Below are 24,523 nucleotides of genomic sequence, written 5' to 3' on the forward strand. Positions count from 1 at the left end.
GGAACTAAATTCGCACGTTATAGAGAAATTTTTACATTTTTTAACTTAACCCAACTAATAATTAAATAAGTGTCAAATTATGGCGAGAGCGATGTTTGAATACACCAAAATGATCCTTGATAAGGTGAGTTTTGATGCAAATTTATTCTGTAAAGAGGTTAAAAAAGCGATATCCAGGTTACTGCCTCATGAAATTGAGGAACTTAAGATTTGGATTGAGGCTCTTACCAAACAGAATCCGGAACTAAACCAATGCTTAATTTATTTAAATCCTTAACATGATAAGAAATTAAAAAAGCGGCTTAAGCCAGTCATGGTCGGAAGATTATTCTTCCGACTTTTTTGTTATAAAGACTTTTTTCTTAATTATAATACCGAAGGAAATATATGAATAACCTACTGGTTATCAGGTAAATAACTTGCTTTTATTCTTTGTTTTTTGTATCTTTAATATTGATAATCAGTCTTATATGTCAGTTTTTAAAGATCATAAGGTAACTGTAAATGAGTTACTTCAAGTTATACCTGAAGCCCTGTTATCCCAACTAGCTACCCAGACGAAAGTCGATCATTATTCAAAGGTCCTTCATGGTAAAAAAATGTTTTATCTTTTATTGTTCGGGATCCTGGATAATGAAAAATTGAGCCAACGTACGCTAGAGGATACCTTCAATGATTCTGTATTCAAGCAGCTTTTTGATCTGGACGAATCTGAGACCGTACGTAGAAGCTCCATCTCTGAAAGATTATCTAAAATAGACTCGAATTACTTCCGACAAATATTTGAGTGCATTTATGAGCAATTTGCCTCTCATTATGGGCATACCGAAAGCAAAAAATATAACCTGATCCGGGTAGATAGCACTGTTGTGAGCGATACGGCGGGAAAACTCGGGGAAGCAATTGATCAGAACAATGGTAAAAAGCTGATCAAATTCAGTATGTCTTTCGATGGATTGCTTCCTTCATCTGTTGATATTTTCAATGAGCAAAAGTATTCGGCAGAAGATAATGCTTTACCCGTGGGGATTTTAAGACATGTGAAAAAGGAAAAAGGCACATCCAATATCTACATTATAGACAGAGGGGTACAGTCTACCCGAACCATGCATAAGTTCAGTAAAGAAAACATCCCTTTTGTAATACGTTCCAAAGAAAACAGAAAGTATGTAGAGGTTAAATCCTTATTGAGAGATCAAGATACAACTAAAGATATGGGGGGATTTGAACTGGTCAAGGATAGTATAGTCCATCTTTATACCGGAATCCCTATACATAACAAAAAAGGGAACATACATCACAAAGAAACCTTGGTAGAATCGCCTTTCAGGCTTATTATCATCAAAGATAAAACCAGTCCCAATAAAGAATTTTGGTTTATTTCTAATGAATTTGATCTTCCTGCCCAAGAAATAACACGGTTTTACAGGAGAAGATGGGATATTGAAGTGTTTTTCCGGTTCATTAAGCAAGAACTCCATGTAAGCCATTTGGTTTCCATGAATAAAAATGGTATCGAAGTAATGATTTACATGACATTGATTGTCGCCATGCTTATCCTTATCTATAAAAAAGCAAACAATATCGGTTATAAAACAGCCAAGAGAAGATTTAAAATGGAAGTAAGGAATTTAATTATTGCAATGATAGTGACCTTTTCCGGAGGAGATCCCAACAAATTATTTAAAACTTAAAGTGGCCGGAATTTCTTCCGACCACTAGTGGGCTTAAGCCGCTTTTTTAATTATAAGTATTTAAAACTGAAGTTCTTTCTTATTTTTTTGTTGTGTGGGACTTATAATTTCTACATTTTGGAATGCTATAGCTCCCTTTACAACCGATGCTATCACTTTGCGCATTGCATCGATGATTTGCATTTTTAATTCGCTGCGATTATAGATTAAACTCACCTCTCTTGCCGGTACGGGATCTTTAAACATTTTTAAGTTGCTCTTATCGTTTTCAAAAAGATCTAAAGTATGGAGGTATGGTAGTAGCGTCATTCCCAAACCTTCGTTAGAAAGTTTAATCAGGGTTTCAAAACTACCACTTTGTAATCTAAAATGTTCGGCTTCACTAGATTTTACTGTTTTACATAAATTAATGATTCCGTCTTTAAAACAATGACCGTCCTGTAGTAATAAGATATCATCAATATCCAAATCTTTTACATCTATTTTGTATTCATGATGTAAACGATGGCTTGGCGGGATATAGCCCACAAAAGGTTCGTAGTATAGTGCGTTTTCTTTTATGCCTTCAATATTTAAAGGGGTAGCAGCAATAGCAGCATCTAAATGACCCTCTTTTAGTTTTTCGATAATTGCTTCGGTATGCAATTCCTCGATCTGAAGTTTTACCTTTGGATATTTTTTAATGAAATTATTAATAAACATAGGCAGCAGTGTAGGCATTACGGTAGGAATAATCCCAAGTCGAAATGCACCACCAATATATCCTTTTTGTTGATCTACAATATCCTGAATTCGATCGCTTTCATTCACAATATTCCTGGCCTGAGTGACAATTTTTTTCCCTGTTTCAGTAAGCTCGATGGGCTTTTTACCACGGTCAAAAATTAGAACATCTAGTTCTTCTTCTAATTTTTGTATTTGCATACTTAAAGTAGGTTGGGTAACAAATACTTTTTGTGCGGCTCTTGTAAAGTTTTTATGCTCGGCAACAGCTAAAACATAATGCAACTGAGTTATGGTCATAGTCTACTATAATATTTCCTTTATCATCTGGATTTATATTTTTAAAATCCTTACTTACAAATATATTAGTTTTTTCTATTGCAAACGAAAAAATACTAAAGTTTATCTATACTATAAACCCGCAATTAGTTGGTTATAAAAGCGGGTTTCAATCTAAATTGTTAATTGTTAGAGCCGAATGGTAATTACTTTTTCATGACCATCAAAAGTAAATTTTCCATCGTTCCAAACCGGTGGACCAAAAGGATTTAACTTATTGTTTGAAACTCCATAATCTTCTTGTGGCATTCCATTGGTTTCAAAATCCATTTTGTCATTATCATTTTTATCGTGAAAGCATATTACAGCATACTCCCCTTTAGGAACATCAGTAAAAGTGACTACAGATTTCCCATTTTCTATTTTAGCATTCTTTGAAAAAACAGGTTTTTTCATAAAGCTTTCTTGGGTATAAATTCCGTAAACCATCTTTCCATTATCACTGGTCACATTTAAAATTTCTACAGAAATCGTTCCGGTAGTATCTTTTGCAGTTTCCTGTGCGTTAGAAGTAAATCCTGTGATAAAAAGGGCGAAAATAATAGCTAAAGTTCTCATGTTTAATTGGTTTTATTTAGTTTATAATGTAAAAGTAGGAAAGAAGTTGTATTGAATCACAAGTAACTTACTGAACTGTAAATTTTTACTTCTGAATTGTTATTTACAAAATCCAATAAAACTATAAGGTAGGAATTCAATGAATACTTAATTTAGCCTAACCTTAAATGTATTTAGATTTGAGAGAAGAAGAAGGAATTAAGATTTGCAAAGAGAAGACGCTCTAAAAATCAACTACCGAATACTCCAAAATACCAACCGTCGAACAATTACACTCCCTAAATCAATCCCCTGGCTTTAATTTCCAGATATTTATTAATGGTATTAACGCTCAAATCTTTTGGTTTGGTAAGTACGACTTGGATGCCGTTACGTTGTAGCTCTTTGGCCATTTTTACCTTATTCTGGCTAAACTCTTCAGCAACTCCCTGGTGGGCGCTTTCGCTTAAGTTTTCAGGTTGAGTGTGCAGGAGCCTTGTAATTTCAGTATTTTCAAAAAAGATCACGACCAACACGTGTCGTTTATTAATCGCTTTAAAATAGGGGAGTTGTCGTTCTAAAGCCGATGGATGCTCAAAATTGGTATAGAGCATCAATAAACTACGATGCGTAATAAACCGGTTAATACCGGCATATAAACTACCAAAATCAGATTCTTTAAAATCGGTATTAATATTATACAAGCTTTCCATGATACGTTGTAACTGACTCATCCGGGAAGAATCTTTTAGTATTTTTTCGATTTTAGCAGAAAAACTAATCATTCCTGTTTTGTCTTTCTTACGCAGGGCGATATTCGAAAAAGCAAGACTACTATTTATGGCGTAATCCAGCAAACTAAGTCCCTCAAAAGGCATTTTCATCACACGCCCGGTATCGATAACTGAGTATACTGGTTGTGCTTTTTCATCCTGAAATTGATTTACCATCAGGTTTCGGTGTTTTGCGGTCGCCTTCCAGTTAATAGTGCGCACATCGTCACCGGTCACATATTCCTTTATTTGCTCGAATTCCATGGTATGGCCGAGTCGGCGTATTTTTTTAAGTCCGGCTTGTGAAATTCGGTTATCAATAGCCAGGAAATCCAGTTTTTTCATCTGGATAAATGAAGGATATACCTTTACCATTTGCTCAGCATTAAAAACCTTTCTGATTTTGGCCAGCTTTAGGATGCTTTGTGCGTATACATTCAGTTTTCCGAAGATATACTCACCACGTTGCAAGGGAGTAACTTCATATTCAAATTCATAGTTTTCGGAAGAGGTTATTTCCGCAGTATATAAAAAATCCCTTTTTTGAAACTGAATGGGAAGTTCGTCGATAACTTCAGCAAAAACTTTAAAAGAATAGGCATTTTTAATTTGAATTTTAACCGTATTGGAATCTGAATTACTAAACTTTTCAGGTAAAATACGTTGAGCGCTTAAACCTTTACTTTGATATAGCGCAATAATATCGATCACTAAAAGGATGCTTAGTAATACCAATATCACCCAAAGTATGGGATAGATGATTGGAATCCAAAACGAGAATAGGAAAAGCATCGCAATCCCAGCGATAATATAAAAAAAACGCTTGGTTAAATATAAAGACTTAAGAAATGTAATCACTATCGCGGTATTTCTACAGATTGGCTAATCATTTGAATAACGTCCCGAGTTTTCATACCTTCCATTTCGCGGTCTGGGGAAAGGATAATTCTATGGCGTAAAACCGGATTTAGCGATTTTTTAATATCCTCCGGAATTACAAAATCACGCCCATCGATAGCCGCAAAAGCTTTAGCAGCATTCATAATAGCAATGGATGCTCTTGGGGAAGCTCCTAAATAAAGATGCGCGTGTTGGCGGGTTTTACTTACCAGTTCGGCTATATAGTGCAGGAGCTTTTCTTCAATTTTAATATCAAAAATCTGTGTTTTTAATTCCTTTAATTTTTCAGGAGAAAGTATAGGAACTATATTGGCTTCAGGTTGAGCTCCTTTTCTCTCGTTATGACCTTTAAGAATATCAATTTCTTCCTCTAATTTTGGGTAATCTACTTCAATCTTAAATAGAAAACGATCTAATTGTGCTTCAGGTAAGGCATAAGTGCCTTCCTGTTCTACCGGGTTTTGAGTAGCCAAAACCATAAAAGGATCCTGTAATTGATGGCGCTTCCCATCGATAGTAACCTGGCGTTCTTCCATTACTTCAAAAAGAGCAGCCTGAGTTTTTGCGGGTGCACGATTAATTTCGTCTATAAGTACGATGTTGGAGAAAACAGGCCCTGGTTTAAACTCAAAATCTGATGTTTTTATGTTTAAAACCGAAGTTCCCAAAACATCACTCGGCATTAAATCTGGTGTAAACTGAATTCGGCTAAAATCGGTTTTAAGGCATTTGGCAAAAAGCTTTGCTGTTACGGTTTTTGCTACCCCGGGAACACCTTCGATAAGTACATGGCCGTTAGAAAGTAAGCCTACAATCAATAGCTCTACAAAGTCGGTTTGCCCAACGATAATTTTAGATAGCTGAGATTTAAGATCTTCTACTGAAGTTTTTAATGCTTCCAGGGGAATACGGGCATCAAAATTAAGTTCTTTATGCTCTTCGTTTTTGGGGTGTATATTTTGTTCTTCCATTAGTGTTGGTTTTAGCTTCTCATGAAACGATATTTTACGCCGATTTTATCGAACACCGTCTATATTTTTTCTTTTGGGGCATTGGCATATTTAAATTTATATATGCCCCTACTTATATTTTCAAAATCCTGAGCAGTAGCTTTTTTAGTACTCAGTATCTCCATGTTTTTGAATAATTCTTCTACAAATTCAATCGTGTTACCCGTTTTATCTGCCAATATGGTATAAAATTGATCTTGTTTTTTATCAGGTTCAAGTTTAATCTCAGTCCTGATATATTCTTTAAAATACTGAATTCTTTTTTGGGTTAATTCGTCGATCTTTTTTTGTTCCAGATAAAGATCGGCGATAGTTTGGGTGTATTCGTATGACTGATTTTTTAATGGTTCTACGATTGGGATCGCTCGTTGCTTTCGTTTTCCTTCAAAAATAATAAATAACAAAGAGGCCAGAATCATTAAATAATAGGCCCATTTTAAAGGCTTGTTTTGCATGATCACATACAGCAAATTTGTAGGCTGTGCTTTACCGGTCTTATAATAATTATCCCAGTAAATGGGCTGATTCTGGTCGATATATGCCAAAATATTTTCTACATATTTAAAATTATTGTGCTTAAGCATAAAATAATTACCAAAAGCTTCAGGCGTACTATGCATAAAGATCTTCCCTTTACCAAACGGTGTTTCAATAAAATTAATTTGGGGTTCACTTAAGGTATCATCATTGTATTTTACCGTTCCTAAAATAGTTGTTTTGAGAGTATCTATTTTGTTGAAATAAATAGAACTGAATTCATGCGGAACTTCAAACGGTCCTTCCTGCTTGAAATTTTGATTTACCAGATCTAACTCCGTTTTAGGGATAAATGTCACCTTATCCTGAATTTTTTTACTGTAAGGTTTGGTTTCTAAATGCAGGGTATCTAAAAATTGTTCTCCAAAAACATCTGAAGCTATAAAAGCGGTATTCCCTTTTTCTACCCAGGCGAGTAATTTATTCAATTCGTCTTCGTCAAAAATGACGTGATTATTCAGGAAAAAATAAGATCCGTCTTTAATTTTGGAGCTGTCGCTTAAAAACTCGAACGGCGGAACATTAATTTCCTCGAAATATTCTGGATTACTATCCTTCCAATTTTCGTAGAAAACATAGGTGCCAAGCGGAATCTTGTCTTCTTTGGCATAGCTGGGATACCAGTTGATTGGAGTTGGTTCAATCGCTTCCAGATAGGTTAGAAATGCGACCAAAAGGAATAAAACACCAAGCGAAACTTTATAAAATCTACTCATTTTTGGTGTTTTTAATGGTTGAATTTAATTCTGAAAAACCTTTTTCAGCAAGTAAAAAATCTTCTTTAGAAACCTGAAAATCACCATACCAGATAAAATTGTACACTCGAGTGCCCTTTCTGAAAAGTCTGTTTAGCTGTTCATTAGTAATTTCTGAGATATAATCGTTGTTGGTTTTTTGCGCTTCAAATTCAATAAAATTTTTAAGATCTAGTTCCTTTAAAGCCTGAAGATAATAATAACGAACCGCCATGCGATATTGGCCATTTTCTATAGCCGTGTTTATTAAGCTAGGTATGTCGGCATTTTGGATAATTTCTTCTTCATCATCTAAATGTACTTTAGCTGTTTGTGGTTGCTGAAGTATATTTTTACCTGGATTCATGCGGGTAAATAACCAGATGATTAAACAAATCACACCTATTAACAGGATATAGGGTACTAATTTTATAATAAAACCAAAGATGCTTCCAGCGTCGTAATCGCCAAATAACCAACGTAGAAATTGTTGGTATTTCTGGTTAATCCATTCTTTAAACTCCTGCCACCAGGTTTTTTGCTGCTTCTCTTCCAGATAATTAAAATCTTTATCCTGCTTATGTTCTTCAATTCTATGCTCTTTAAATTCTACAGGCGTAAGATTATTGGTCGTATCATAGCGGATTTTATCATGAGGGGATACCGTAGCAGTTTCTTCTGCTTTTCGCTTCATTTCTGTATTAGCGCCGGACTGGACAATAGTATCCTGCTGCGCTAATGCCAGATTAAAATTAATTAATAAAAGAAGGGAAATTAAGATTTTCATTCGCGGTCTTCGCCTAACCTATCGATATTTTCAAAAGTACCGGTAAAGTTTTTTTCTTCGTGTAAATTAAAATAGATAAGACTTATAAAGATTGGAGTAATGATATAAAGTAAGTACTGAGCGATAGAAGCCACAATGGTTAGGATCATCAATATAGGATCTTTACTTTGCATAGATTCTGCCATGGATTCTACACCGGCATCTAACCCGGAAATCATTCCAACAATCATATAAATGATCATGGGCATTTGAAAAACAACATTGATCAAGTACATAATGATACCAAAAACGATAAGTGCACCAAAGGTAAACCACCAGTTATCTTTAATTAACTGGAAGCAAGATGAAATTGTATCACCAACTCCTTTTTGTTCAAAAACCAAAATGGGTAAAGCTAAGGTGAGCACTACACCAAGATAAATACCTGGAATTAATATAAACAAAAGTCCGGTAAAAATTAAAATACCAACAATTAAATTAACGGCTAAGCCGCTTCCCAGATCTTTTTTAAGCCCGTTTTTTATATCATCTTCGCTTACTACACCATTATTGGCGATGTACGATTTTATATAGTTAAAAACACTTAAATATAGAGCTGTGATATAAACAAACACAGCAATTAAATTTATGAATGCAGGGATTAAGAAACCGGTGAAGTTTCCATAACTTTCAAATCCCATTCCTAGTGTTACATATGTATAATAGGCATTAGTTAAAATTAGCGCAATAAAGAAAGGGGCGCAAATTTTAAAATTGATACTAAGAAAGCTTTTCCCGTTTTCTCGTAAAAACTTAAAGGTATCACTTAGTAGTTCTCCAAAATCTCGGGTTTTTCTGAACCTGAATATGTTATTTTCCATCAACAAATTTTTTATGTAAACGATGTGGTAAAAGCACGTAGTACCACAAGATTAGAATTAATGACAAAGTTATAATTAAAATAGCCAGTATATCTGGCATTTCCGTATGCCTGGTGACAAATCCTTCTAAAAATCCGGCAATTATAAAAAACGGAACGGTAGAAATTACGATTTTTAGTCCGTCTTTAATTCCGGTGACAAAGGATTGGAGTCGGCTGTAAGTTTTAGGGAATAATATACTGCGTCCTACAACCAGACCTGCACAGGCTGCAATAATAATCACCGAAATTTCTATCGTACCATGAATCCAGATGGTTCGTGCCGATGCCCACAAAAGTCCTTTGTCATAAAAGAAATACTGAAAAGACCCCAGCATAATCGCATTTTGCATAATTACCACAAGTGTTCCCAGACCTGCCAGTACACCAAATGTAAATGCCATTAAACCTACCCGAATATTATTAATGGTAATCCCCAAAAACATATCGGTTTCCGAGGCCTGTTTATAGACGGCCATCGGATCGTTATTTTCAATATTATTTAAAGTTGAATTCACATAAGCATCCCCAAGAACGGCTCTTACAAAACTATCGTCATTAGCAGCCGAATAGGCTCCAATAATCGCAAATAACGCAAAGACTATAAAACTGAATAATAATTGTTTTTGATACTGGTAGAAGAACAGTGGAAACTCTTTAGTATAAAATAGAATAAATTTATTTTTCGATTCTTTTTTGTTTTTGTAAATCTTACGATGGGCCTGTGATGCCAGGTCATTTAAATATTTCGCCGTATTACTGCCGCGATAAAAAGTGTTGGCATAGCTTAAATGATCTGTGATTTCTACATAAGAAGCAGAAAGCTCATCTGGAGAAATATGAGTATTATTTTTCAGGAGACTTTCAAATTTTAGCCATTTATCTTTATTTTGCTTCACAAAAGCAGCCTCGCGCATATTCAGGATTAAATTAGATCCTCAAAGAAACATATTTAATGGATAATTTTCAAATCGAAACCGCTCAAAATATCGGAATTCAACAAAATTCAGCCTCTATTGGAGATCGAATTTTAGCATTTCTGGTGGATCTCTTTATTATCATCATCTATACCATCTTATCTATGCTTCTATTGGCCGGTCTGGAAGCCGATCGTTTTGGTGAAATGGTATACTATGTGGTGATTGGGCTGCCCGTTTTTTTGTACTATTTATTATTCGAAACGTTTTGGGGAGGAAAAACACCGGGGAAAGCTGCGTTAAAAATTAGAGTGGTAAAATTAGATGGATCCCGTCCTGCTTTTTCAAATTATTTAATACGATGGTTATTGCGAATAATTGATATAAGTATAGGGAGCGGTAGTATTGCAGTGGTAACTATTTTACTAAATGGTAAGGGACAGCGCTTAGGAGATATGGCTGCAAAAACCACGGTAATTTCAGAAAAAAGAAAAGTAAGTTTGGCCAATACACTGGCTGTAGAAATTCCTGAAGGTTATGTCCCTAAATATCCGCAAGTAACGGTTTTAAAAGATCGTGATGTACAGGATATAAAAGAAATTTATAGAACTGCGAGAGTAAAGGGAAGGCACGATGTCGTCATTGCCCTGGCTGAAAAAACAGCTAGTGTCCTAGGAGTAAAATTTGAAGAAAAACCTATGGCGTTTATAAAACAGGTTATAGAAGATTATAATTATTTTACCCAGCAGTAGGGTGGAAGTAAGAAGTAAGAAGTTAAAAGTAAGCAAGATTTTTACTGTTGAGTGGATGTAAGTATCTTAGTAATCGCTTTAAAAGATATAATCATGACATTCTTAAAATATTGCAGCGTAAATATGAATCGAATCTAAATTTTTTTTTCACATTCTAATCCAAAGACATTATTATTTTTGATTATCCGAACCATACATATAATAAGGTGATTACGCTCAGAATCAATTCAAAAATAGAAAGTTTAAGAGGATTTATCCGATTTACCAAAATTCTATCAATAATTAAAAATGGAAGAAAAATAGCAACTCCTAATAGAACTAAAACTCCCCCTAAACTTCCTCCACCATTCAATGTCAATGCATATAAACCAAAAGGAATTCCGATAATTAAAATAATGATGCCAACTATCAGAAATAATGTTGGTTTATACTTCAAATTATAATTAAAATTATTTAATTTCATAACACGTGTAGATTTTTCGCTTATCTTAAATTGCTAACTGTTTGATGCAAGCGCTAATTGATACTGCGCACTGAGACTGCTCACTGCCAACTGAGACTGCCTACTGAAAGACTAATCAATAATCTCAACTTCCATTTCGATATTATCAATAGGCCATTCAGATTGGCCGGTTTTTACTTTAGAAATTTTATCTACAACATCCATTCCTTTAGAAACGTAACCATAAACGGTATGTTCGTCGTCTAAATGATGGGCACCATTAGGATTTAACACCACGAAAAATTCAAACGGACTGGAAGCTTTGCTGGTATTCTGTTCAGCATATTTGGCAGCTGAAAAGGCTCCACGTACGTGGGTGTGCCCAGCATCTAATTCATTTGGAATTAAGTAATCTCCAATGGCATAGCGTTTTTCGTTGGTAGAAGCGTTATCAGAATTACCACCCTGAATAACAAAATTTGGCGCTACACGGTGAAAGTAAGTGTGATCAAAATAATGATTTTTTACCAGCATGATAAAATTAGCGCGGTGTAAAGGCGTATCTTTATATAAGGTTACTTCAAAAGAACCAAAAGAGGTGGTGATACGCACTTTATTTTCAGGGTTTTGTTTTCCATATTCGATTAAAAACGGAATTAATTTTTCCTGAGGGATCGGAAATGCCGTATCTTTTTCGGTTAAGGCTTTTTCTTTCTCTTTTTTAATTTTAGCTGAATCTATTTGAGATTTTGCAGAATCCTCATCGTTTGGACTATTTTTAACTGCTTTTGATGTGTTTTCTGAATTATTTTCATTGGAAGTTTTCTTATCTTCACAACTTGCAAAAATACTAACAACTAAAATTACGAGTACTGATATACGTTTAAACATGGATTTTTTCGAGTTTAAAAATAGAATTTCAAATTTAAAAAAAATAGAACTTCCCGGCGAGGCTGCTCATAATAAATTAGCTCCTTCCATTAGAATTCAGGAGCTTAAAAAGATAGATTTTTCAGAAAAAAGAACAAATCAAGCCGGAGTAATGGCTGTTTTTTATCCTAAGTACGATGAAACTTATTTCGTGTTAATTCTACGTAAAACCTATAAGGGTGTACATTCTAACCAAATTGGCTTTCCCGGTGGAAGGGTAGAAAAAGAGGATCGAGATTTAGCGGAAACAGCACTTAGGGAAACTGAAGAGGAAGTAGGGATCCCAATGGAAAAAATAGAAGTAATTCGCGGATTGTCGAAATTATATATTCCACCCAGTAATTTTTGGGTACATCCTTTTGTAGGTATTTTAGAAGAAACACCAACCCTGGTTCCCCAGGAATCTGAAGTTGAAGATATCTTAGAGGTAAAACTGGAAGATTTTTTAGATGACAATAATTTCGTAACCAGAAACTTAAGTACTTCTTATATGAAAAACATTGATGTTCCTGCGTTTTTACTAAACGATAAGGTAGTTTGGGGAGCAACAGGAATGATGCTAGGGGAGCTTAGAGAAATGTTGCAGGAAATATTATAAAATAAGAATCCCTATATTTGTGAGTTTTCAGAAAATTTTAAACTTAACGTGAGAATTTAGAAATCAAGAATCTAGAGTGAATTTACGAATTATGAACACGGGCATCCTAATATATAGAGGGAATGGGGGAGTAAAGCTTTAGTATTACAACAAAAGGATTGGTGACGATAAATAGAGTAATGAAATTATGGGATTATTTAAAAAGAATCCATTTGGACATATATTATTTTTAAAAAAGTGGCTCATTCGTTTATTCGGTTTGATGACGCACAGGCGCTATCGAGGTTTTAATGAATTAAGTATTGAAGGTTCAGAAATTATAAAAAACCTCCCCGATACCGGAGTGTTATTTGTATCTAACCATCAAACTTATTTTGCTGATGTAGTAGCGATGTTTCATGTTTTTAATGCGAGTCTTAGCGGTAGGGTAGATAGTATAAAAAATATAGGTTATATCTGGCAGCCTAAAATGAATATTTATTATGTGGCGGCCAAAGAAACCATGAGGGCCGGCTTACTGGAAAGAATTATGGCTTATGCCGGTGCTATTAAGGTAGAAAGAACCTGGCGCTCTAAAGGTCAGGATGTAAAACGAAAAGTAAATCCCGACGATTCTAAAAATGTTGGAATTGCTTTAGATGATGGTTGGGTAATTACTTTCCCTCAGGGAACCACAACGCCATTTAAGCCTATCAGAAAAGGAACTGCTTATATAATTAAGCAATACAAACCAATTGTGGTACCTATAGTTATTGATGGTTTTAGACGTTCTTTTGATAAAAAGGGATTGCGAATTAAAAAACGCGGAATTTTACAATCTTTTCAGGTTAAAGAGCCTTTGGAGATTGATTATGACAATGATAGTGTAGAGGAAATTGTAGGAAAAATCGAATATGCCATCGAGCAGCATTCTTCATTCTTAAAAGTAATACCTGCAGAGGAATTAGAGGAAATAGAACATTTAAATGAAAAACGCCGCTATTCTTACAAAGAAGAATAAACGGCGTTTATAAGACAGAATTATTGTAGGTGTTTAATCACAGTCTAAATTCTCTAACTGCGTATAATTTTTCTTTAATCTTCTTAGTAGGATTCCGTATAAGAGTTGGTAAAAAAACCATATTACAGCCAAAAATATACCTATAGCAATGACGGTTATTCCAGTAAATTTTAGCCAGTCTAAGGCATCAAAAACATAAGGAGTGTTATCAGTAACCTGGGTATCTTGAATATGGTGGTAAATTATGATATAAACATAGGCTAATGTTACTATAGCGAGTGAGATTAAAACATACAGAATGTATGATTTAACAGTTTTTCGGGTTCTTATAATATCCCTCATTAATTTTTTGGCTGAACTGGTAGCGTTTATTCTTCTATAGTTCATATAAAACCTAAATACAAAGAATAATGTAATTAAATAATTTATCCCATAAATCCATATGGTTACTTCTTTTAGATCCAGTTGTTCTAAAGAATTCCAGTATTCTTTGTCAGCTAAGCCAACATTCAATAACACACCAATTACAAATTCGAATATACTTATAATAAAGATCCACTTCACAATAGAAGAAGATCGTTTCCAGATCATTTTGTAGATCTCGTCATAGGAAACTTTAGGAAGTGTGGCTTCCTGTTTTTTCCAGTTCTTTTTTAATAATTCTAATCCATCCATAGTTAAGGATTTAAAACACTTTTAAGTTTGGTTTTTATTCTATTCATCTTCACTCTGGCGTTCACCTCACTTATCCCTAAAGTTTCAGATATTTCTTTATAATTCTTGTCTTCCAGATATAGAAAAACAAGTGCTTTTTCGATATCGTTTAATTCTTTTATGGCATTATACATTAGGCCTAATTGTTGCTCGGTCTCATCATCGTACTCTTCAGTTTTAATTTTAAAATGAACAGTATCGAAATCCTGGGTTCTAATTCCTCTTTTCTTTTTTCGGTATAAAGTAATTGCGGTATTTAAAGCTACGCGGTACATCCAGGTACTAAATTTAGCATCTCCCCTGAACTTTGGATAGGCTTTCCAAAGCTGGATGGTAATTTCCTGAAATAGATCGTTATGCGACTCCCTGTCGTGCGTATACAATCTACAGATTTTATGCGCAATATTCTGGTGTCGCTCTAACTTCGAAACAAACTGATGCTCTAATTCTTTATCCACAATTACTGGTTAGCTACTGGTAAGTAGTTATAAAATGTAAAATGTTACAAATTATTTTAAATTCAAGTTAATGCATTCGCTATTTGTACTATATGCCGTAACTTTACGGGAAACCAATCAATAGTTATGAATATACCCAGGACAGATTTACCCAGGGTGGTTATCATTGGTGGAGGTTTTGCCGGGATGTCCCTTGCAAGAAAGTTGTTACACGAAGATGTACAAATGGTCTTATTGGACCGTAACAACTACCACACTTTTCAACCCCTTTTATATCAGGTATCTACTTCAGGTTTAGAGCCAGATTCGATAGCTTACCCATTGCGTAAAATTACCCGAAATTCCGAAAAATGTTTTTTTAGAAATGCAGAAGTAAAGTCTGTAGATGCAGAGAATAATACCGTACACACCAGTATTGGTGAGATAATTTATGATTATCTGGTTATTGCTACAGGTTCTAAAACAAATTTCTTTGGAAATAAAACTGTAGAAGAACATGCCATGTGGATGAAAACAGTCCCGCAGGCATTAAATATTCGAAGTCTTATTCTGGAAAATCTGGAGCAAGCGGTAATTGAAAACGATCCAGAGAAGCGCAAAGCTTTACTGAATTTTGTATTAGTAGGAGCAGGGCCTACCGGGGTAGAGCTTAGTGGTGCAATAGCCGAATTACGGAATAATATTGTTCCCAAAGATTATCCAGATCTTAATCCCGCTGAAATGAATATTCACTTACTAGAAGGTTTGGGCAGAGTATTACCGCCCATGAGTGAAAAATCCTCTAAGAAAGCACAAAAATTTTTAGAAGATCTTGGAGTGAAAATTCATTTAAACACCATGGTACAAAGTTATGATGGGCATTTGGTGACCACAAATACCGATCTCGCTTTAAAAACAGAAACACTAATATGGTCTGCAGGAGTAACTGGAGCCCCTCTAAAAGGTTTAAATGCATCAGCATTGATCGAAAAGGCCAATCGCTATGAAGTGAATGCATTTAATCAGGTAAATGGTTATGAAAATATTTTCGCAATAGGGGATATAGCCATAATGAAAACAGAGGATTATCCTAAAGGTCATCCTATGGTGGCCCAACCGGCTATTCAACAGGGAAAACATCTGGCTAAAAACTTAAAACGAATTTTGAATGATCAGAAATTAGAGCCGTTTGATTATTTTGATAAAGGAAGTATGGCGACCGTAGGTAGAAATAAAGCGGTGGTTGATATCGGTAAATCTGCTTTTGGTGGCTTTTTTGCCTGGTTTATCTGGATGTTTGTGCACCTTTGGTTTTTGATAGGCTTTAGAAACAGATTGGTGACGTTTTGTAATTGGGTATACAATTATATAAATTATGATCGTGCAGCAAGACTTATTATCCGCCCTTTTAAATCGAATAGGGAAAATCTGGAAGCCGATCAGAAAAAGATTTAACATGATATAAAGACAGAAAGAAGAAATTTTTAAAACCCGAATCCTAGGATTCGGGTTTTATTTTTTCAACTGGTCATTAAAAAATCACAGTTCAGTTTTCTTTTTTATAAGTAATTGAATTCCTAAAGCATTTTTGGAGTATAAAATCAATCAAAAATGAACTTCAATTACTTTCTTTTTCTTTTAGCTACAATTTTTAGTGCGCAATCATTGCTTGCGCAACACGAAATTTCTGGGATTATTATAGATAAAAAACAGCAGCCCATAGTAGGAGCCAATATTTATATTAAAGGCACTTATGACGGTGCTGTTTCAGATAAAAATGGACAGTTTGTTTTTACTTCTGAAAAAACCGGAACACAAATCCTTGTAATTTCATTTTTGTCTTTTGAAACTAAAGAAATTTCAGGAGAAATAAATGATTTCAACAATCTACAAATTCAGCTTGTAGAAAAATTTGATGCTTTAAATGCAGTGATTATCAATGCAGGAAATTTTGAAGCAGGAACTGCCTCCGAAGCTTCGGTTTTAAAACCTTTGGATATTGTAACTACAGCCGGAAGTGTTGGGAATATTATCGCGGCATTAGAAACACTGCCTGGTACGCAAAGTGTTGGCGAAGACGGGCGTTTATTTGTAAGGGGTGGTGATGCCAGCGAAACACAAACTTTTATAGACGGATTAAGAGTTGCGCAGCCCTATAATGCTTCTGTAAGAAATATTCCTTCCAGAGGGCGATTTTCTCCCTATTTATTTAAAGGAATGTCTTTCTCTACCGGTGGTTACAGTGCCGAATATGGTAATGCCTTGTCGAGTGTGTTAGTGATGGATACTCAGGAAAAAGCCGAAGAAGATAATACAGAACTTAGCTTTATGAGTTTAGGTTTAGGGATTGGTAAAACTAAAAACTGGGAAAAAAGTTCAATCACGCTAAATGCTAGTTATGTGAATCTTGGACCTTATCAATCTTTAATCGATCAAAATATAAAATTTGATAAACCTTTCCAGTCCATTGCCGGTGAAGCTGTTTTTAGAAATCAGTTTGAAAACGGACTTTTAAAAGTCTACACCGCTTATGATTATTCTTCCTTTACAGTAGAGCAGCCTATCGATGGAGCTTCCCAAACGGTTGATTTAAAAAACAATAATTTTTATATGAATTCTTCTTATCAGCATTCGTTAGGTAACAAATGGCACTTATTTGGCGGAATTAGTTACGGAAATAGCCAAAATGATATCAATTTAGAAAATGAAGAAAATGCTGAAATAGTTGATGATACCGAAAATAGTTTTCATCTAAAAACGAAGCTTAGTAAAAGATTTACAGATAAAATAAAATTGAATTTTGGAGCGGAATATTTTAATACCAATTTTAATCAATATTACCAAACTGACACTGGTGATTTTGAGCCGAATTATACTTCAGGATTATTTTCAGTATTTACTGAAACCGATGTTTATTTTACGCAGAATCTGGCAGCGAAAGTGGGAGTAAGAACCACCCGGGACGCACTGTTGGAAAAAGTTTATGTGAGTCCGCGTTTATCTTTAGCTTATAAATTAGATGAGAGTCAACAAATTTCAACAGCGTATGGAAACTTTAGGCAACAGGTAGGGCAGGATTATTTAAAATTTAATCAGGATTTATTTCAGCAACAAGCAGCACATTATATCCTTAATTATCAATTTTCAAAAGCTTCAACTACATTAAGAGCAGAGGCTTATTTTAAAAAATATCGCGATTTATTAACCTACACAGGAGATGAAATTACGTATGATTCTAATTTTGGCAACAATGGTTCTGGTTATGCCAAAGGGATCGATATTTTTTGGCGTGACGGGCATTTAAAAAATCTTGATTATTGGGTGTCATATTCTTTTATCGATTCTAAAAGGAAATACCAAAATTATCCAGAGCAGGTAACACCAAATTATGTAGCCAATCATAATGTTTCTATTGTCAGTAAATATTGGGTTCAATCTTTACGTAGTCAGGTTGGATTTACCTATAATTTTAATTCAGGTAGGCCTTATAACGATCCTAATACGTTAGATTTTATGAGTGAGAAAACTTCATCTTACCATAGTTTGAATTTCAACTGGGCATATTTACTTAATAAACAGCAAATTCTTTATGTCTCGGTTTCCAATATTCTAGGGACTAAAAATATATTTGGATATGATTATGCTAACACCCCAAATGCTTCAGGAAAATACACTGCAAAGGCAGTTAGACCCACGGCCGACAGGTTTTTCTTTGTGGGGTTCTTTTGGACGATAAGTGATAATAAAAACCGAAATCAGTTGGATCAACTTTAAAATTACAATTCGGCATTGAAATTCGACGATTCAGTAAGCTATTATTTAAAAGCAGCCTTTATTTATCCAATTTTACAATAAGAAATAAAATCAATCAAAAAATGAAAACACTTATTATTCTATTTTTACTTACAATTTCTGAAGCGATATCTGCACAGAGTTACGAAGAAGCCATGCAAAAAGCCATGCAAAACTGGCAGGAAGGTAAAGTTGAAACCGCTAGTGCTATTTTTGAGCGTATTGCGGCGGCAGAAAAGGAAAACTGGTTACCCGATTATTATTTGGGATTGGTAAATACGACGGCAGCCTTTAGTACTAACGATCAAAAAATGTTAGAAAATCAGCTAAAAAAAGCAGAAACAGCTTTACAATCAGCGTTGATGAAAACCGATGAAAATGCCGAACTTTTAGTGCTCGAGGCGCTTATCTATACTGTGAAAATTACACAAAATCCTATGGTCAACGGACAAAAATATATGCCAAAAATCAACGAGATTTATGCAAAAGCTGAAAAGTTGGAGCCCAAAAACCCAAGGGTTAAATTTGAGAAAGCACAATTTGATTTAGGAGGAGCAAAGTTCTTTGGAAAGGATACAACACCAATTTGTAAAGAGATCAAAGCTTCTATCGTTTTATTTGATGAGTTTAAGAACGATACACCGTTTTACCCAAACTGGGGGAGAGAACAGGCTGTCAAAGCTTTAGAAGATTGCAAAAATTAGGGTATAGAGATTTTAATTAAAAATTAAAGTATTTTTAGAACATAATAGCAATCCTATGCAAACCCTAAATAAAATTATCAAGATTAGTTTTATAGTAAGTATTTTGGTTTTTATTATAAACCTAATTTTTAACGACTTTAAAATTGATTATTTTAAAGATTTAGAAAATTGGGGAATAATGGTTTTTTATAGTTTATCCCTAACCATTGTAAATGTTTTGTATGCCGATCTTTTTGAGAAATATGTAGGTTGGGAAAATGCCGGGCCAAAAAGAGTTTTCCTTTCAGCATCAGGATCAATAATAGTAACTCTTATAGCTTATTTTTTGTGTAGGCTTATACAAATTGTTCTCTTGGTACCAACTAAAACGCTTACTGAATTTATAAGTGAAGAGAAATTAAGATATTATTTATTTCCGCTATTGTTCAGTACCGTAATATCCTTGTTTTTTCATCTTGTTTATTTTTTTAGAGCCAGGCAGGAAGAAAAAGTAAAAGAGCAGCAAATCATCGCAGGAACAGCCACTTCAAGATTTGATGCACTTAAAAATCAGCTTGATCCTCATTTTCTTTTTAATAGTCTGAATGTGTTGAGTTCTTTAATTGATGAAGATCCTGATATGGCACAAAAATTTACCGGTTCATTATCTAAAGTATATCGCTATGTTTTAGAGCAAAAAAGCAAAGAACTGGTAACGATAGAAGAAGAACTTAAATTTGCTAAAGTCTATATGAATCTTTTAAAAATGCGCTTCGAAGATTCTATCATATATGATTTTCCTGAACAACTTTCAAATCCCGAAGCGAAGGTGGTACCACTTTCACTACAGTTATTATTAGAAAACACTGTAAAACATAATAAAATAACTCCCGATTCTCCTTTGGTTATTACAATTTACGAGGCGGATAGGGTACTTGTGGTGAAGAATAACCTACAGCCTAAAGAAATTTTAAAAAGTGGAAGTGGGGTAGGCCTGGTAAATATTAAAGAACGCTACAACCTGCTTACTAAAAGGACAATGGAAATTATTAAAACAGAAGACGAGTTTATGGTGCGTCTTCCTTTATTGACGAAACAAACCAACCAGTTAAAACCTTTAAAATCTGAAAAAATGAAAACAATAGATAGCCAAAGATACTTACAGGCAAAAGAACGTGTACATAAAGAGAAAGAATTCTACGGGAATCTTACGTCTTATTGTATAATAATTCCTGTGCTAGCGGTCTTTAATTATCTGACTACAGATTTTATATGGGTTATTTTCCCGGCGCTAGGTTGGGGACTGGGACTACTGTTTCATGGTTTTGCAGCTTTTAACTATAGTCCTTTTCTAGGAAAGGATTGGGAGGAACGTAAGATTAAAGAAATCATCAACAAAGAAGATTAATATACTTAATTATGAAAAATTTAGCAGACAGATATTTTATAGCACAAGAGCAAATAAAGAATATAAAAAAGTTCTACGCCCACCTGGTAACTTTTATCCTCGTTAATCTTGTTTTTTTGAGTATTAACTACCAGATAAAATATATCGAATTTCCATGGGTTTTATGTGGAACTTTTGGATGGGGAATAGGTTTGGCGTTTGATTATTTAAAGGCTTTTAATAAAAATCCTTTTTTAGGAAGGGATTGGGAAGAGCGTAAGATTAAAGAGATATTGAATAAATAAAGGTAAATCATCGATCATGAAAAATTCAGAAGAAAAATATATTGAAGCACGAAGAAAAGTGCAAAAAATTAAAGATTTTTATACGCACTTAATGGTGTTTATCGTAGTAAATCTTTTATTGTTTGGTATTAATTGGTACACCATAGATTTAAGTTATCCCTGGTTTTTATGGGTTTTCTTTGGGTGGGGGATTGGCCTGGCTTTCGATTATTTAAAAGCTTTTGATAAAAATCCCATGTTTAGTAAGGATTGGGAAGAGCGAAAGATAAATGAATATATGAATGAAGAACATGATCAGCATCGCTGGGAATAATATTTTACATGAAAGTAGTAATTATTGAAGACGAAAAGCCTGCCGCAAGGCGATTAAATCGTTTACTAAATAAAAGAGGATTAGATGTAGTGGTAATGCTTCATTCTGTGGCCGAGGGGGTTGCCTGGTTTTCTAAAAATGAGCATCCAGATCTTATATTTCTGGATATTCAACTAAGTGACGGACTCTCTTTTGAAATTTTTGAAACCGTAAAAGTGAAAAGTGCAATTATTTTTACAACGGCCTATGATGAGTATGCATTAAAAGCTTTTAAATTAAATAGCATAGATTATTTATTAAAACCAATTGATGATGAGGAGCTGGATGACGCCATCGAAAAATTTGAAGAAACACATCAGTCAAAGTCGGTACAATTAAATGTAGATGATTTTAGAAATTTACTTCATCTTTCCCCTTCCAGTAATTATAAGTCAAGATTTACCATTCAGATAGGGCAGCATCTTAAAATTATAGACGTAGATGATATTGTTTGTTTTTATTCAGAAAATAAAGCCACGTATATCCAAAATAATGAAGGTAGAGCTTACCTAATGGATGCCTCTTTAGAGCAGCTTGAAAAAGATCTGGATCCTAGCCTGTTTTTTAGAATTAATAGAAAGTGTATTGTAAACTTAAAAGCAATTAAAGATATTATTTCGTATACTAACTCTAGATTAGAGCTTAAACTCATGAATTTTAAAGAATTTCAAATGATTGTGAGTAGAGAACGCGTTAAGGACTTTAAGAGTTGGATTTCTTAGATTTAGGATGTTAGAATAAAATGTTAAAACTCAATATTTTTAAAACCAAATAAAACTTTATTTCGTAAATATAAATGAAGGGCAGTAAAGAAGCCTTTCTACTTGAATCGTTTTTTTTGGTCGAATTTCAGATTTGAGTTTTTGATTTTTTTGGTTGGTTAGGTGAAAGGCTTGTTTTTACAGGCCTTTCGTCTTTACTCCAAGTTAGCAATTTACTACTGGCGCCTATGAAAAAGCCCTGCATTCGCAGGGCTTTTCTTATTCTCAAATATATTGGTTTTACAGGCACCACCAAATAGTTCTAAAAGTATTAAGGAGCTGCTACTGTACCTAGCACGTATAACTGTTCCATGGTAGGAGATTGGCTACCGCCCTCAGGCTCCAGGGTAATACCAAAAGCTTCAGATTCATTAGTATTGGCTAACTTAAATATTTTAGATCCAGCTTCATCAAAATCCTCTAATAAACCAATACTCGTTGGTGTTAATGGTTGCATGGTTAGCGACCATACTTGATAAACCATACCTCTTGGTGGTTCTGGTAAGCCAAGGGCATCAATGTATGCGGTATCATCGTTATTATTCCAGTATACTGTAGCATAGGCGCCAGGAGCTACATCCTGCCCTTGTAATGGTATTCTTGAAATATTTTGATCTCTTAGTGCCGCTAAAATCTGTTTTGTATTTTCAGCATCTGCTCTAATATCCGCAATTTGTTGCTCTATAATGCTATTCTTAGTTTCCGCTTCGGTTAACGATCTTCTAAGCGCACTGTTTTGCTGGAACAAAAAGAATAAGCCTATTAAAAGTACGAGACTTGCAGCCCACCCCATATATGTTACCCATTTAGCGCGACGCGTGCTTTTTGGTGCGATAGACCTAACGGAATTACGCGGAGTAAGTTTAGATTTAAGTGAAGCTAATAATGCTTCAGGATTGTAGGGGGCTACTCCAATTGCAAGTTTCTGAAGGGCAGCCTCGATTTCCTCTACTTCTTTTTCAACTTCGGCATATTCTTTAAGCATAGAGGTCACCTTGCGACTTTCAGCTTCACTAAGAGCGCCGTAAACATAAAGCTCCAAAATACCTGATGATATATAATCTTCTATTTTAGCCATTAGTTTCCTATAATTTCTCTTAATTTATTAATACAGGCTCTGTTTCTGGTTTTTACCGTTCCCAAAGGCATTTCTAATTCATCAGCAGTTTCTTTTTGAGTATAGCCTTTGAAAAATAATAGGTCGATTAATTTTTTACAAACGGGTTTCAGAATTTCGATATATTTTTTCAATCCTATGGCGTCTGCACTAGCACTAAAATTTGAGTTTGATTCTAATATATCTACGAAATTATCTGCAGCGAGGTTTTGTTTTTTGTTTTTAAAACTTTTAGATCTTATCTTATCTATGGAAGCATTCCTGGCAATATTGAGGATCCAGGTAAAAAATCGGCCTTTGCTGGAATCGTAGGATTCCGCATTTTCCCATATTTTCATGAATACATCTTGTAAAACCTCTTCTGCGATATCCTTTTCGCCAATAATGCTAAAAATGATACCGTAGGTACTTTCAGAGTAAAGTTGGTAAATGCGCTCAAAGGCTTTTTGATTTCCTTTTTGTAGCTCTAAAATTAAGCCATCCTGCTGCATAAAATTTAATGGTTAGTTTATTTAAAAATAGATAAAAAAATAAAAGCAGCTAATTAATTAGCTGCTTTTATTTTCAATTTTAGGATTTTATCCCAATTTTATTTCATTTCGATAACTCCACATCCCACACGGGTACCAGCAGCACCTGACGGCTGAGAGGTAAAATCGTCTACACCGTCGTGTACAATAATAGCTTTACCTACGATATCTTTAGTATCGTCGCCACATCCTATACACCACTCGTCGGTAGTTACAGTAATCGTACCTTTTCCTGAAGCATCTACTTCAAAATTTCCTATATCACCTTTATGGTAGCCATCTTCAGATCCCCATTTACCGTGAGGCTCATTGGTAGGATTCCAGTGTCCACCTGCGGATGTACCGTCTGCAGCAGAGCAATCTGCCTTCTGGTGAATGTGAATAGCGTGTTTACCTTCAGAAAGCCCCATAATGGTAGCTTCCATAGTAACCTCACCATTTTTCTGAGTAAAGACTACTTCTCCAGAAAGGTTGCTGTCACTTTTTGGCTCTAAGGTTACCATTATTTTTTTCTCATCAGCATTTTCATCTTCCATTTTGTTGGAATCAGAACTCATTTCGGTTGTTTGCTCTTCTAATTCTGTACTATCACTTTCTTTTTTTTCGTTTTTACAACTGGTTATAAAAAGCGTAGCACAAAAAAGTAGCGGTAAGCTAATACGTTTCATAATTTCCTGATTGGTTTTACAATTAATCATAACGAATGTACCAAGATTAGGAAAGGAATGCAAGTATTTAAGGCAAGCTTAACAGTCAAAACCCCTTTAGAATTCAGTTTTAAACTTATAGTATTAATACTTTTAAATAAAGTTTCATTACTTAAAATTATATACCTGTTTTTGTTAGTATTTAAGTTTTTCAGCCTGTGTATAGT

27 protein-coding genes are annotated in these 24,523 nt (G+C 34.5%); 12 read left to right on the plus strand and 15 right to left on the minus strand.

Going from position 1 to position 24,523, the window contains the following annotated elements; genetic code table 11:
• Positions 1-79 precede the first annotated feature (79 nt).
• A complete protein-coding gene (locus ZPR_RS11440) occupies positions 80-277 on the plus strand; it encodes a hypothetical protein (protein ID WP_013071832.1) in 198 nt (65 codons plus the stop codon).
• 193 nt (positions 278-470) lie between these two features.
• The gene (locus ZPR_RS11445) at positions 471-1,694 is read left to right on the plus strand and encodes an IS4 family transposase (RefSeq protein WP_013071833.1); all 1,224 of its coding nucleotides are present in this window, start codon (positions 471-473) and stop codon (positions 1,692-1,694) included.
• A 60-nt stretch (positions 1,695-1,754) separates the two neighbouring features.
• Here ZPR_RS11445 and ZPR_RS11450 read toward each other — a convergent pair whose 3' ends face one another.
• The 8 genes from ZPR_RS11450 to ZPR_RS11485 form a co-directional block, all read right to left on the minus strand.
• On the minus strand, positions 1,755-2,717 hold the full coding sequence (locus ZPR_RS11450; RefSeq protein ID WP_013071834.1) for a LysR substrate-binding domain-containing protein: 963 nt from the start codon (positions 2,715-2,717) through the stop codon (positions 1,755-1,757).
• A 168-nt stretch (positions 2,718-2,885) separates the two neighbouring features.
• The gene (locus tag ZPR_RS11455; RefSeq protein ID WP_013071835.1) at positions 2,886-3,314 is read right to left on the minus strand and encodes a DUF2141 domain-containing protein; all 429 of its coding nucleotides are present in this window, start codon (positions 3,312-3,314) and stop codon (positions 2,886-2,888) included.
• Positions 3,315-3,592: 278 nt separating this feature from the next.
• Positions 3,593-4,921 carry a DUF58 domain-containing protein gene (locus ZPR_RS11460; protein ID WP_041579974.1) on the minus strand — a complete coding sequence of 443 codons (1,329 nt, stop codon included), beginning with the start codon at positions 4,919-4,921 and terminating at the stop codon, positions 3,593-3,595.
• A gap of 2 nt (positions 4,922-4,923) precedes the next feature.
• Positions 4,924-5,937 carry an AAA family ATPase gene (locus ZPR_RS11465; RefSeq protein WP_013071837.1) on the minus strand — a complete coding sequence of 338 codons (1,014 nt, stop codon included), beginning with the start codon at positions 5,935-5,937 and terminating at the stop codon, positions 4,924-4,926.
• A gap of 59 nt (positions 5,938-5,996) precedes the next feature.
• Entirely contained in the window at positions 5,997-7,229 is a 1,233-nt protein-coding gene (locus ZPR_RS11470; protein WP_013071838.1) for a DUF4350 domain-containing protein, read from the minus strand.
• Positions 7,222-8,034: a hypothetical protein gene (locus ZPR_RS11475; RefSeq protein WP_013071839.1), complete on the minus strand. Its 813-nt coding sequence runs from the start codon at positions 8,032-8,034 to the stop codon at positions 7,222-7,224. The genes ZPR_RS11470 and ZPR_RS11475 overlap by 8 nt, the downstream gene beginning before the upstream one ends.
• Positions 8,031-8,894, minus strand: a complete 864-nt coding sequence (locus tag ZPR_RS11480) for a glycerophosphoryl diester phosphodiesterase membrane domain-containing protein (RefSeq protein WP_013071840.1) — start codon at positions 8,892-8,894, stop codon at positions 8,031-8,033. Before ZPR_RS11480 ends, ZPR_RS11475 begins: the two co-directional genes overlap by 4 nt.
• Positions 8,884-9,849, minus strand: coding sequence for a stage II sporulation protein M (locus ZPR_RS11485; RefSeq protein WP_013071841.1), 966 nt, complete (start codon positions 9,847-9,849; stop codon positions 8,884-8,886). Before ZPR_RS11485 ends, ZPR_RS11480 begins: the two co-directional genes overlap by 11 nt.
• A 38-nt stretch (positions 9,850-9,887) precedes the next feature.
• Between ZPR_RS11485 and ZPR_RS11490 the strand changes: the two genes are divergently transcribed.
• Positions 9,888-10,601, plus strand: coding sequence for an RDD family protein (locus tag ZPR_RS11490; protein ID WP_013071842.1), 714 nt, complete (start codon positions 9,888-9,890; stop codon positions 10,599-10,601).
• 181 nt (positions 10,602-10,782) lie between these two features.
• On the opposite strand, the gene ZPR_RS11495 is transcribed toward ZPR_RS11490, so the two are convergent.
• Together ZPR_RS11495 and ZPR_RS11500 are read right to left on the minus strand one after the other, a co-directional pair.
• A complete protein-coding gene (locus ZPR_RS11495; protein ID WP_013071843.1) occupies positions 10,783-11,064 on the minus strand; it encodes a hypothetical protein in 282 nt (93 codons plus the stop codon).
• 111 nt (positions 11,065-11,175) lie between these two features.
• Positions 11,176-11,934 carry a peptidylprolyl isomerase gene (locus ZPR_RS11500; protein WP_013071844.1) on the minus strand — a complete coding sequence of 253 codons (759 nt, stop codon included), beginning with the start codon at positions 11,932-11,934 and terminating at the stop codon, positions 11,176-11,178.
• Between ZPR_RS11500 and ZPR_RS11505 the strand changes: the two genes are divergently transcribed.
• Both ZPR_RS11505 and ZPR_RS11510 read left to right on the plus strand, forming a co-directional pair.
• Positions 11,933-12,571 (plus strand): NUDIX hydrolase, encoded by a 639-nt coding sequence (locus tag ZPR_RS11505; protein WP_013071845.1) that lies wholly within the window; start codon positions 11,933-11,935, stop codon positions 12,569-12,571. The genes ZPR_RS11500 and ZPR_RS11505 overlap by 2 nt on opposite strands.
• Positions 12,572-12,758: 187 nt before the next feature.
• On the plus strand, positions 12,759-13,571 hold the full coding sequence (locus ZPR_RS11510) for a lysophospholipid acyltransferase family protein (protein ID WP_013071846.1): 813 nt from the start codon (positions 12,759-12,761) through the stop codon (positions 13,569-13,571).
• A 33-nt stretch (positions 13,572-13,604) separates the two neighbouring features.
• On the opposite strand, the gene ZPR_RS11515 is transcribed toward ZPR_RS11510, so the two are convergent.
• Positions 13,605-14,246, minus strand: coding sequence for a hypothetical protein (locus ZPR_RS11515; RefSeq protein WP_013071847.1), 642 nt, complete (start codon positions 14,244-14,246; stop codon positions 13,605-13,607).
• 2 nt (positions 14,247-14,248) lie between these two features.
• Positions 14,249-14,743, minus strand: coding sequence for an RNA polymerase sigma factor (locus tag ZPR_RS11520; RefSeq protein WP_013071848.1), 495 nt, complete (start codon positions 14,741-14,743; stop codon positions 14,249-14,251).
• 126 nt (positions 14,744-14,869) lie between these two features.
• Between ZPR_RS11520 and ZPR_RS11525 the strand changes: the two genes are divergently transcribed.
• The 7 genes from ZPR_RS11525 to ZPR_RS11555 all read left to right on the plus strand — a co-directional run bounded on the left by ZPR_RS11525 (position 14,870) and on the right by ZPR_RS11555 (position 21,963).
• The gene (locus tag ZPR_RS11525; protein WP_013071849.1) at positions 14,870-16,177 is read left to right on the plus strand and encodes an NAD(P)/FAD-dependent oxidoreductase; all 1,308 of its coding nucleotides are present in this window, start codon (positions 14,870-14,872) and stop codon (positions 16,175-16,177) included.
• A 156-nt stretch (positions 16,178-16,333) separates the two neighbouring features.
• Positions 16,334-18,496 (plus strand): TonB-dependent receptor, encoded by a 2,163-nt coding sequence (locus tag ZPR_RS11530; protein WP_013071850.1) that lies wholly within the window; start codon positions 16,334-16,336, stop codon positions 18,494-18,496.
• A 101-nt stretch (positions 18,497-18,597) separates the two neighbouring features.
• The gene (locus ZPR_RS11535; RefSeq protein ID WP_013071851.1) at positions 18,598-19,218 is read left to right on the plus strand and encodes a hypothetical protein; all 621 of its coding nucleotides are present in this window, start codon (positions 18,598-18,600) and stop codon (positions 19,216-19,218) included.
• Positions 19,219-19,273: 55 nt separating this feature from the next.
• Positions 19,274-20,605 carry a 2TM domain-containing protein gene (locus ZPR_RS11540; RefSeq protein WP_013071852.1) on the plus strand — a complete coding sequence of 444 codons (1,332 nt, stop codon included), beginning with the start codon at positions 19,274-19,276 and terminating at the stop codon, positions 20,603-20,605.
• An 11-nt stretch (positions 20,606-20,616) separates the two neighbouring features.
• The gene (locus ZPR_RS11545; RefSeq protein WP_013071853.1) at positions 20,617-20,889 is read left to right on the plus strand and encodes a 2TM domain-containing protein; all 273 of its coding nucleotides are present in this window, start codon (positions 20,617-20,619) and stop codon (positions 20,887-20,889) included.
• A gap of 16 nt (positions 20,890-20,905) precedes the next feature.
• Positions 20,906-21,202: a 2TM domain-containing protein gene (locus ZPR_RS11550; RefSeq protein WP_013071854.1), complete on the plus strand. Its 297-nt coding sequence runs from the start codon at positions 20,906-20,908 to the stop codon at positions 21,200-21,202.
• Between the two features lie 8 nt (positions 21,203-21,210).
• The gene (locus ZPR_RS11555; RefSeq protein ID WP_013071855.1) at positions 21,211-21,963 is read left to right on the plus strand and encodes a LytR/AlgR family response regulator transcription factor; all 753 of its coding nucleotides are present in this window, start codon (positions 21,211-21,213) and stop codon (positions 21,961-21,963) included.
• Between the two features lie 310 nt (positions 21,964-22,273).
• Here ZPR_RS11555 and ZPR_RS11560 read toward each other — a convergent pair whose 3' ends face one another.
• The 3 genes from ZPR_RS11560 to ZPR_RS11570 all read right to left on the minus strand — a co-directional run bounded on the left by ZPR_RS11560 (position 22,274) and on the right by ZPR_RS11570 (position 24,317).
• A complete protein-coding gene (locus ZPR_RS11560) occupies positions 22,274-23,080 on the minus strand; it encodes an anti-sigma factor (protein ID WP_013071857.1) in 807 nt (268 codons plus the stop codon).
• Positions 23,080-23,610 (minus strand): RNA polymerase sigma factor, encoded by a 531-nt coding sequence (locus tag ZPR_RS11565; protein ID WP_013071858.1) that lies wholly within the window; start codon positions 23,608-23,610, stop codon positions 23,080-23,082. Before ZPR_RS11565 ends, ZPR_RS11560 begins: the two co-directional genes overlap by 1 nt.
• A 98-nt stretch (positions 23,611-23,708) precedes the next feature.
• The gene (locus ZPR_RS11570; protein WP_041579975.1) at positions 23,709-24,317 is read right to left on the minus strand and encodes a superoxide dismutase family protein; all 609 of its coding nucleotides are present in this window, start codon (positions 24,315-24,317) and stop codon (positions 23,709-23,711) included.
• Positions 24,318-24,523 lie beyond the last annotated feature (206 nt).

This window comes from Zunongwangia profunda SM-A87 (genome assembly GCF_000023465.1).
Lineage (GTDB): Bacteria > Bacteroidota > Bacteroidia > Flavobacteriales > Flavobacteriaceae > Zunongwangia > Zunongwangia profunda.

Excerpts from the sequence above, each read along its gene's own strand:
- ZPR_RS11440 (WP_013071832.1), top strand. The coding sequence starts at position 80 with ATGGCGAGAGCGATGTTTGAATACACCAAAATGATCCTTGATAAGGTG.
- ZPR_RS11445 (WP_013071833.1), top strand. The coding sequence starts at position 471 with ATGTCAGTTTTTAAAGATCATAAGGTAACTGTAAATGAGTTACTTCAA.
- ZPR_RS11450 (WP_013071834.1), bottom strand. The coding sequence starts at position 2,717 with ATGACCATAACTCAGTTGCATTATGTTTTAGCTGTTGCCGAGCATAAA.
- ZPR_RS11455 (WP_013071835.1), bottom strand. The coding sequence starts at position 3,314 with ATGAGAACTTTAGCTATTATTTTCGCCCTTTTTATCACAGGATTTACT.
- ZPR_RS11465 (WP_013071837.1), bottom strand. The coding sequence starts at position 5,937 with ATGGAAGAACAAAATATACACCCCAAAAACGAAGAGCATAAAGAACTT.
- ZPR_RS11470 (WP_013071838.1), bottom strand. The coding sequence starts at position 7,229 with ATGAGTAGATTTTATAAAGTTTCGCTTGGTGTTTTATTCCTTTTGGTC.
- ZPR_RS11475 (WP_013071839.1), bottom strand. The coding sequence starts at position 8,034 with ATGAAAATCTTAATTTCCCTTCTTTTATTAATTAATTTTAATCTGGCA.
- ZPR_RS11480 (WP_013071840.1), bottom strand. The coding sequence starts at position 8,894 with ATGGAAAATAACATATTCAGGTTCAGAAAAACCCGAGATTTTGGAGAA.
- ZPR_RS11485 (WP_013071841.1), bottom strand. The coding sequence starts at position 9,849 with ATGCGCGAGGCTGCTTTTGTGAAGCAAAATAAAGATAAATGGCTAAAA.
- ZPR_RS11490 (WP_013071842.1), top strand. The coding sequence starts at position 9,888 with ATGGATAATTTTCAAATCGAAACCGCTCAAAATATCGGAATTCAACAA.
- ZPR_RS11495 (WP_013071843.1), bottom strand. The coding sequence starts at position 11,064 with ATGAAATTAAATAATTTTAATTATAATTTGAAGTATAAACCAACATTA.
- ZPR_RS11505 (WP_013071845.1), top strand. The coding sequence starts at position 11,933 with ATGGATTTTTTCGAGTTTAAAAATAGAATTTCAAATTTAAAAAAAATA.
- ZPR_RS11500 (WP_013071844.1), bottom strand. The coding sequence starts at position 11,934 with ATGTTTAAACGTATATCAGTACTCGTAATTTTAGTTGTTAGTATTTTT.
- ZPR_RS11510 (WP_013071846.1), top strand. The coding sequence starts at position 12,759 with ATGGGATTATTTAAAAAGAATCCATTTGGACATATATTATTTTTAAAA.
- ZPR_RS11515 (WP_013071847.1), bottom strand. The coding sequence starts at position 14,246 with ATGGATGGATTAGAATTATTAAAAAAGAACTGGAAAAAACAGGAAGCC.
- ZPR_RS11525 (WP_013071849.1), top strand. The coding sequence starts at position 14,870 with ATGAATATACCCAGGACAGATTTACCCAGGGTGGTTATCATTGGTGGA.
- ZPR_RS11530 (WP_013071850.1), top strand. The coding sequence starts at position 16,334 with ATGAACTTCAATTACTTTCTTTTTCTTTTAGCTACAATTTTTAGTGCG.
- ZPR_RS11535 (WP_013071851.1), top strand. The coding sequence starts at position 18,598 with ATGAAAACACTTATTATTCTATTTTTACTTACAATTTCTGAAGCGATA.
- ZPR_RS11540 (WP_013071852.1), top strand. The coding sequence starts at position 19,274 with ATGCAAACCCTAAATAAAATTATCAAGATTAGTTTTATAGTAAGTATT.
- ZPR_RS11545 (WP_013071853.1), top strand. The coding sequence starts at position 20,617 with ATGAAAAATTTAGCAGACAGATATTTTATAGCACAAGAGCAAATAAAG.
- ZPR_RS11550 (WP_013071854.1), top strand. The coding sequence starts at position 20,906 with ATGAAAAATTCAGAAGAAAAATATATTGAAGCACGAAGAAAAGTGCAA.
- ZPR_RS11555 (WP_013071855.1), top strand. The coding sequence starts at position 21,211 with ATGAAAGTAGTAATTATTGAAGACGAAAAGCCTGCCGCAAGGCGATTA.
- ZPR_RS11560 (WP_013071857.1), bottom strand. The coding sequence starts at position 23,080 with ATGGCTAAAATAGAAGATTATATATCATCAGGTATTTTGGAGCTTTAT.
- ZPR_RS11565 (WP_013071858.1), bottom strand. The coding sequence starts at position 23,610 with ATGCAGCAGGATGGCTTAATTTTAGAGCTACAAAAAGGAAATCAAAAA.
- ZPR_RS11570 (WP_041579975.1), bottom strand. The coding sequence starts at position 24,317 with ATGAAACGTATTAGCTTACCGCTACTTTTTTGTGCTACGCTTTTTATA.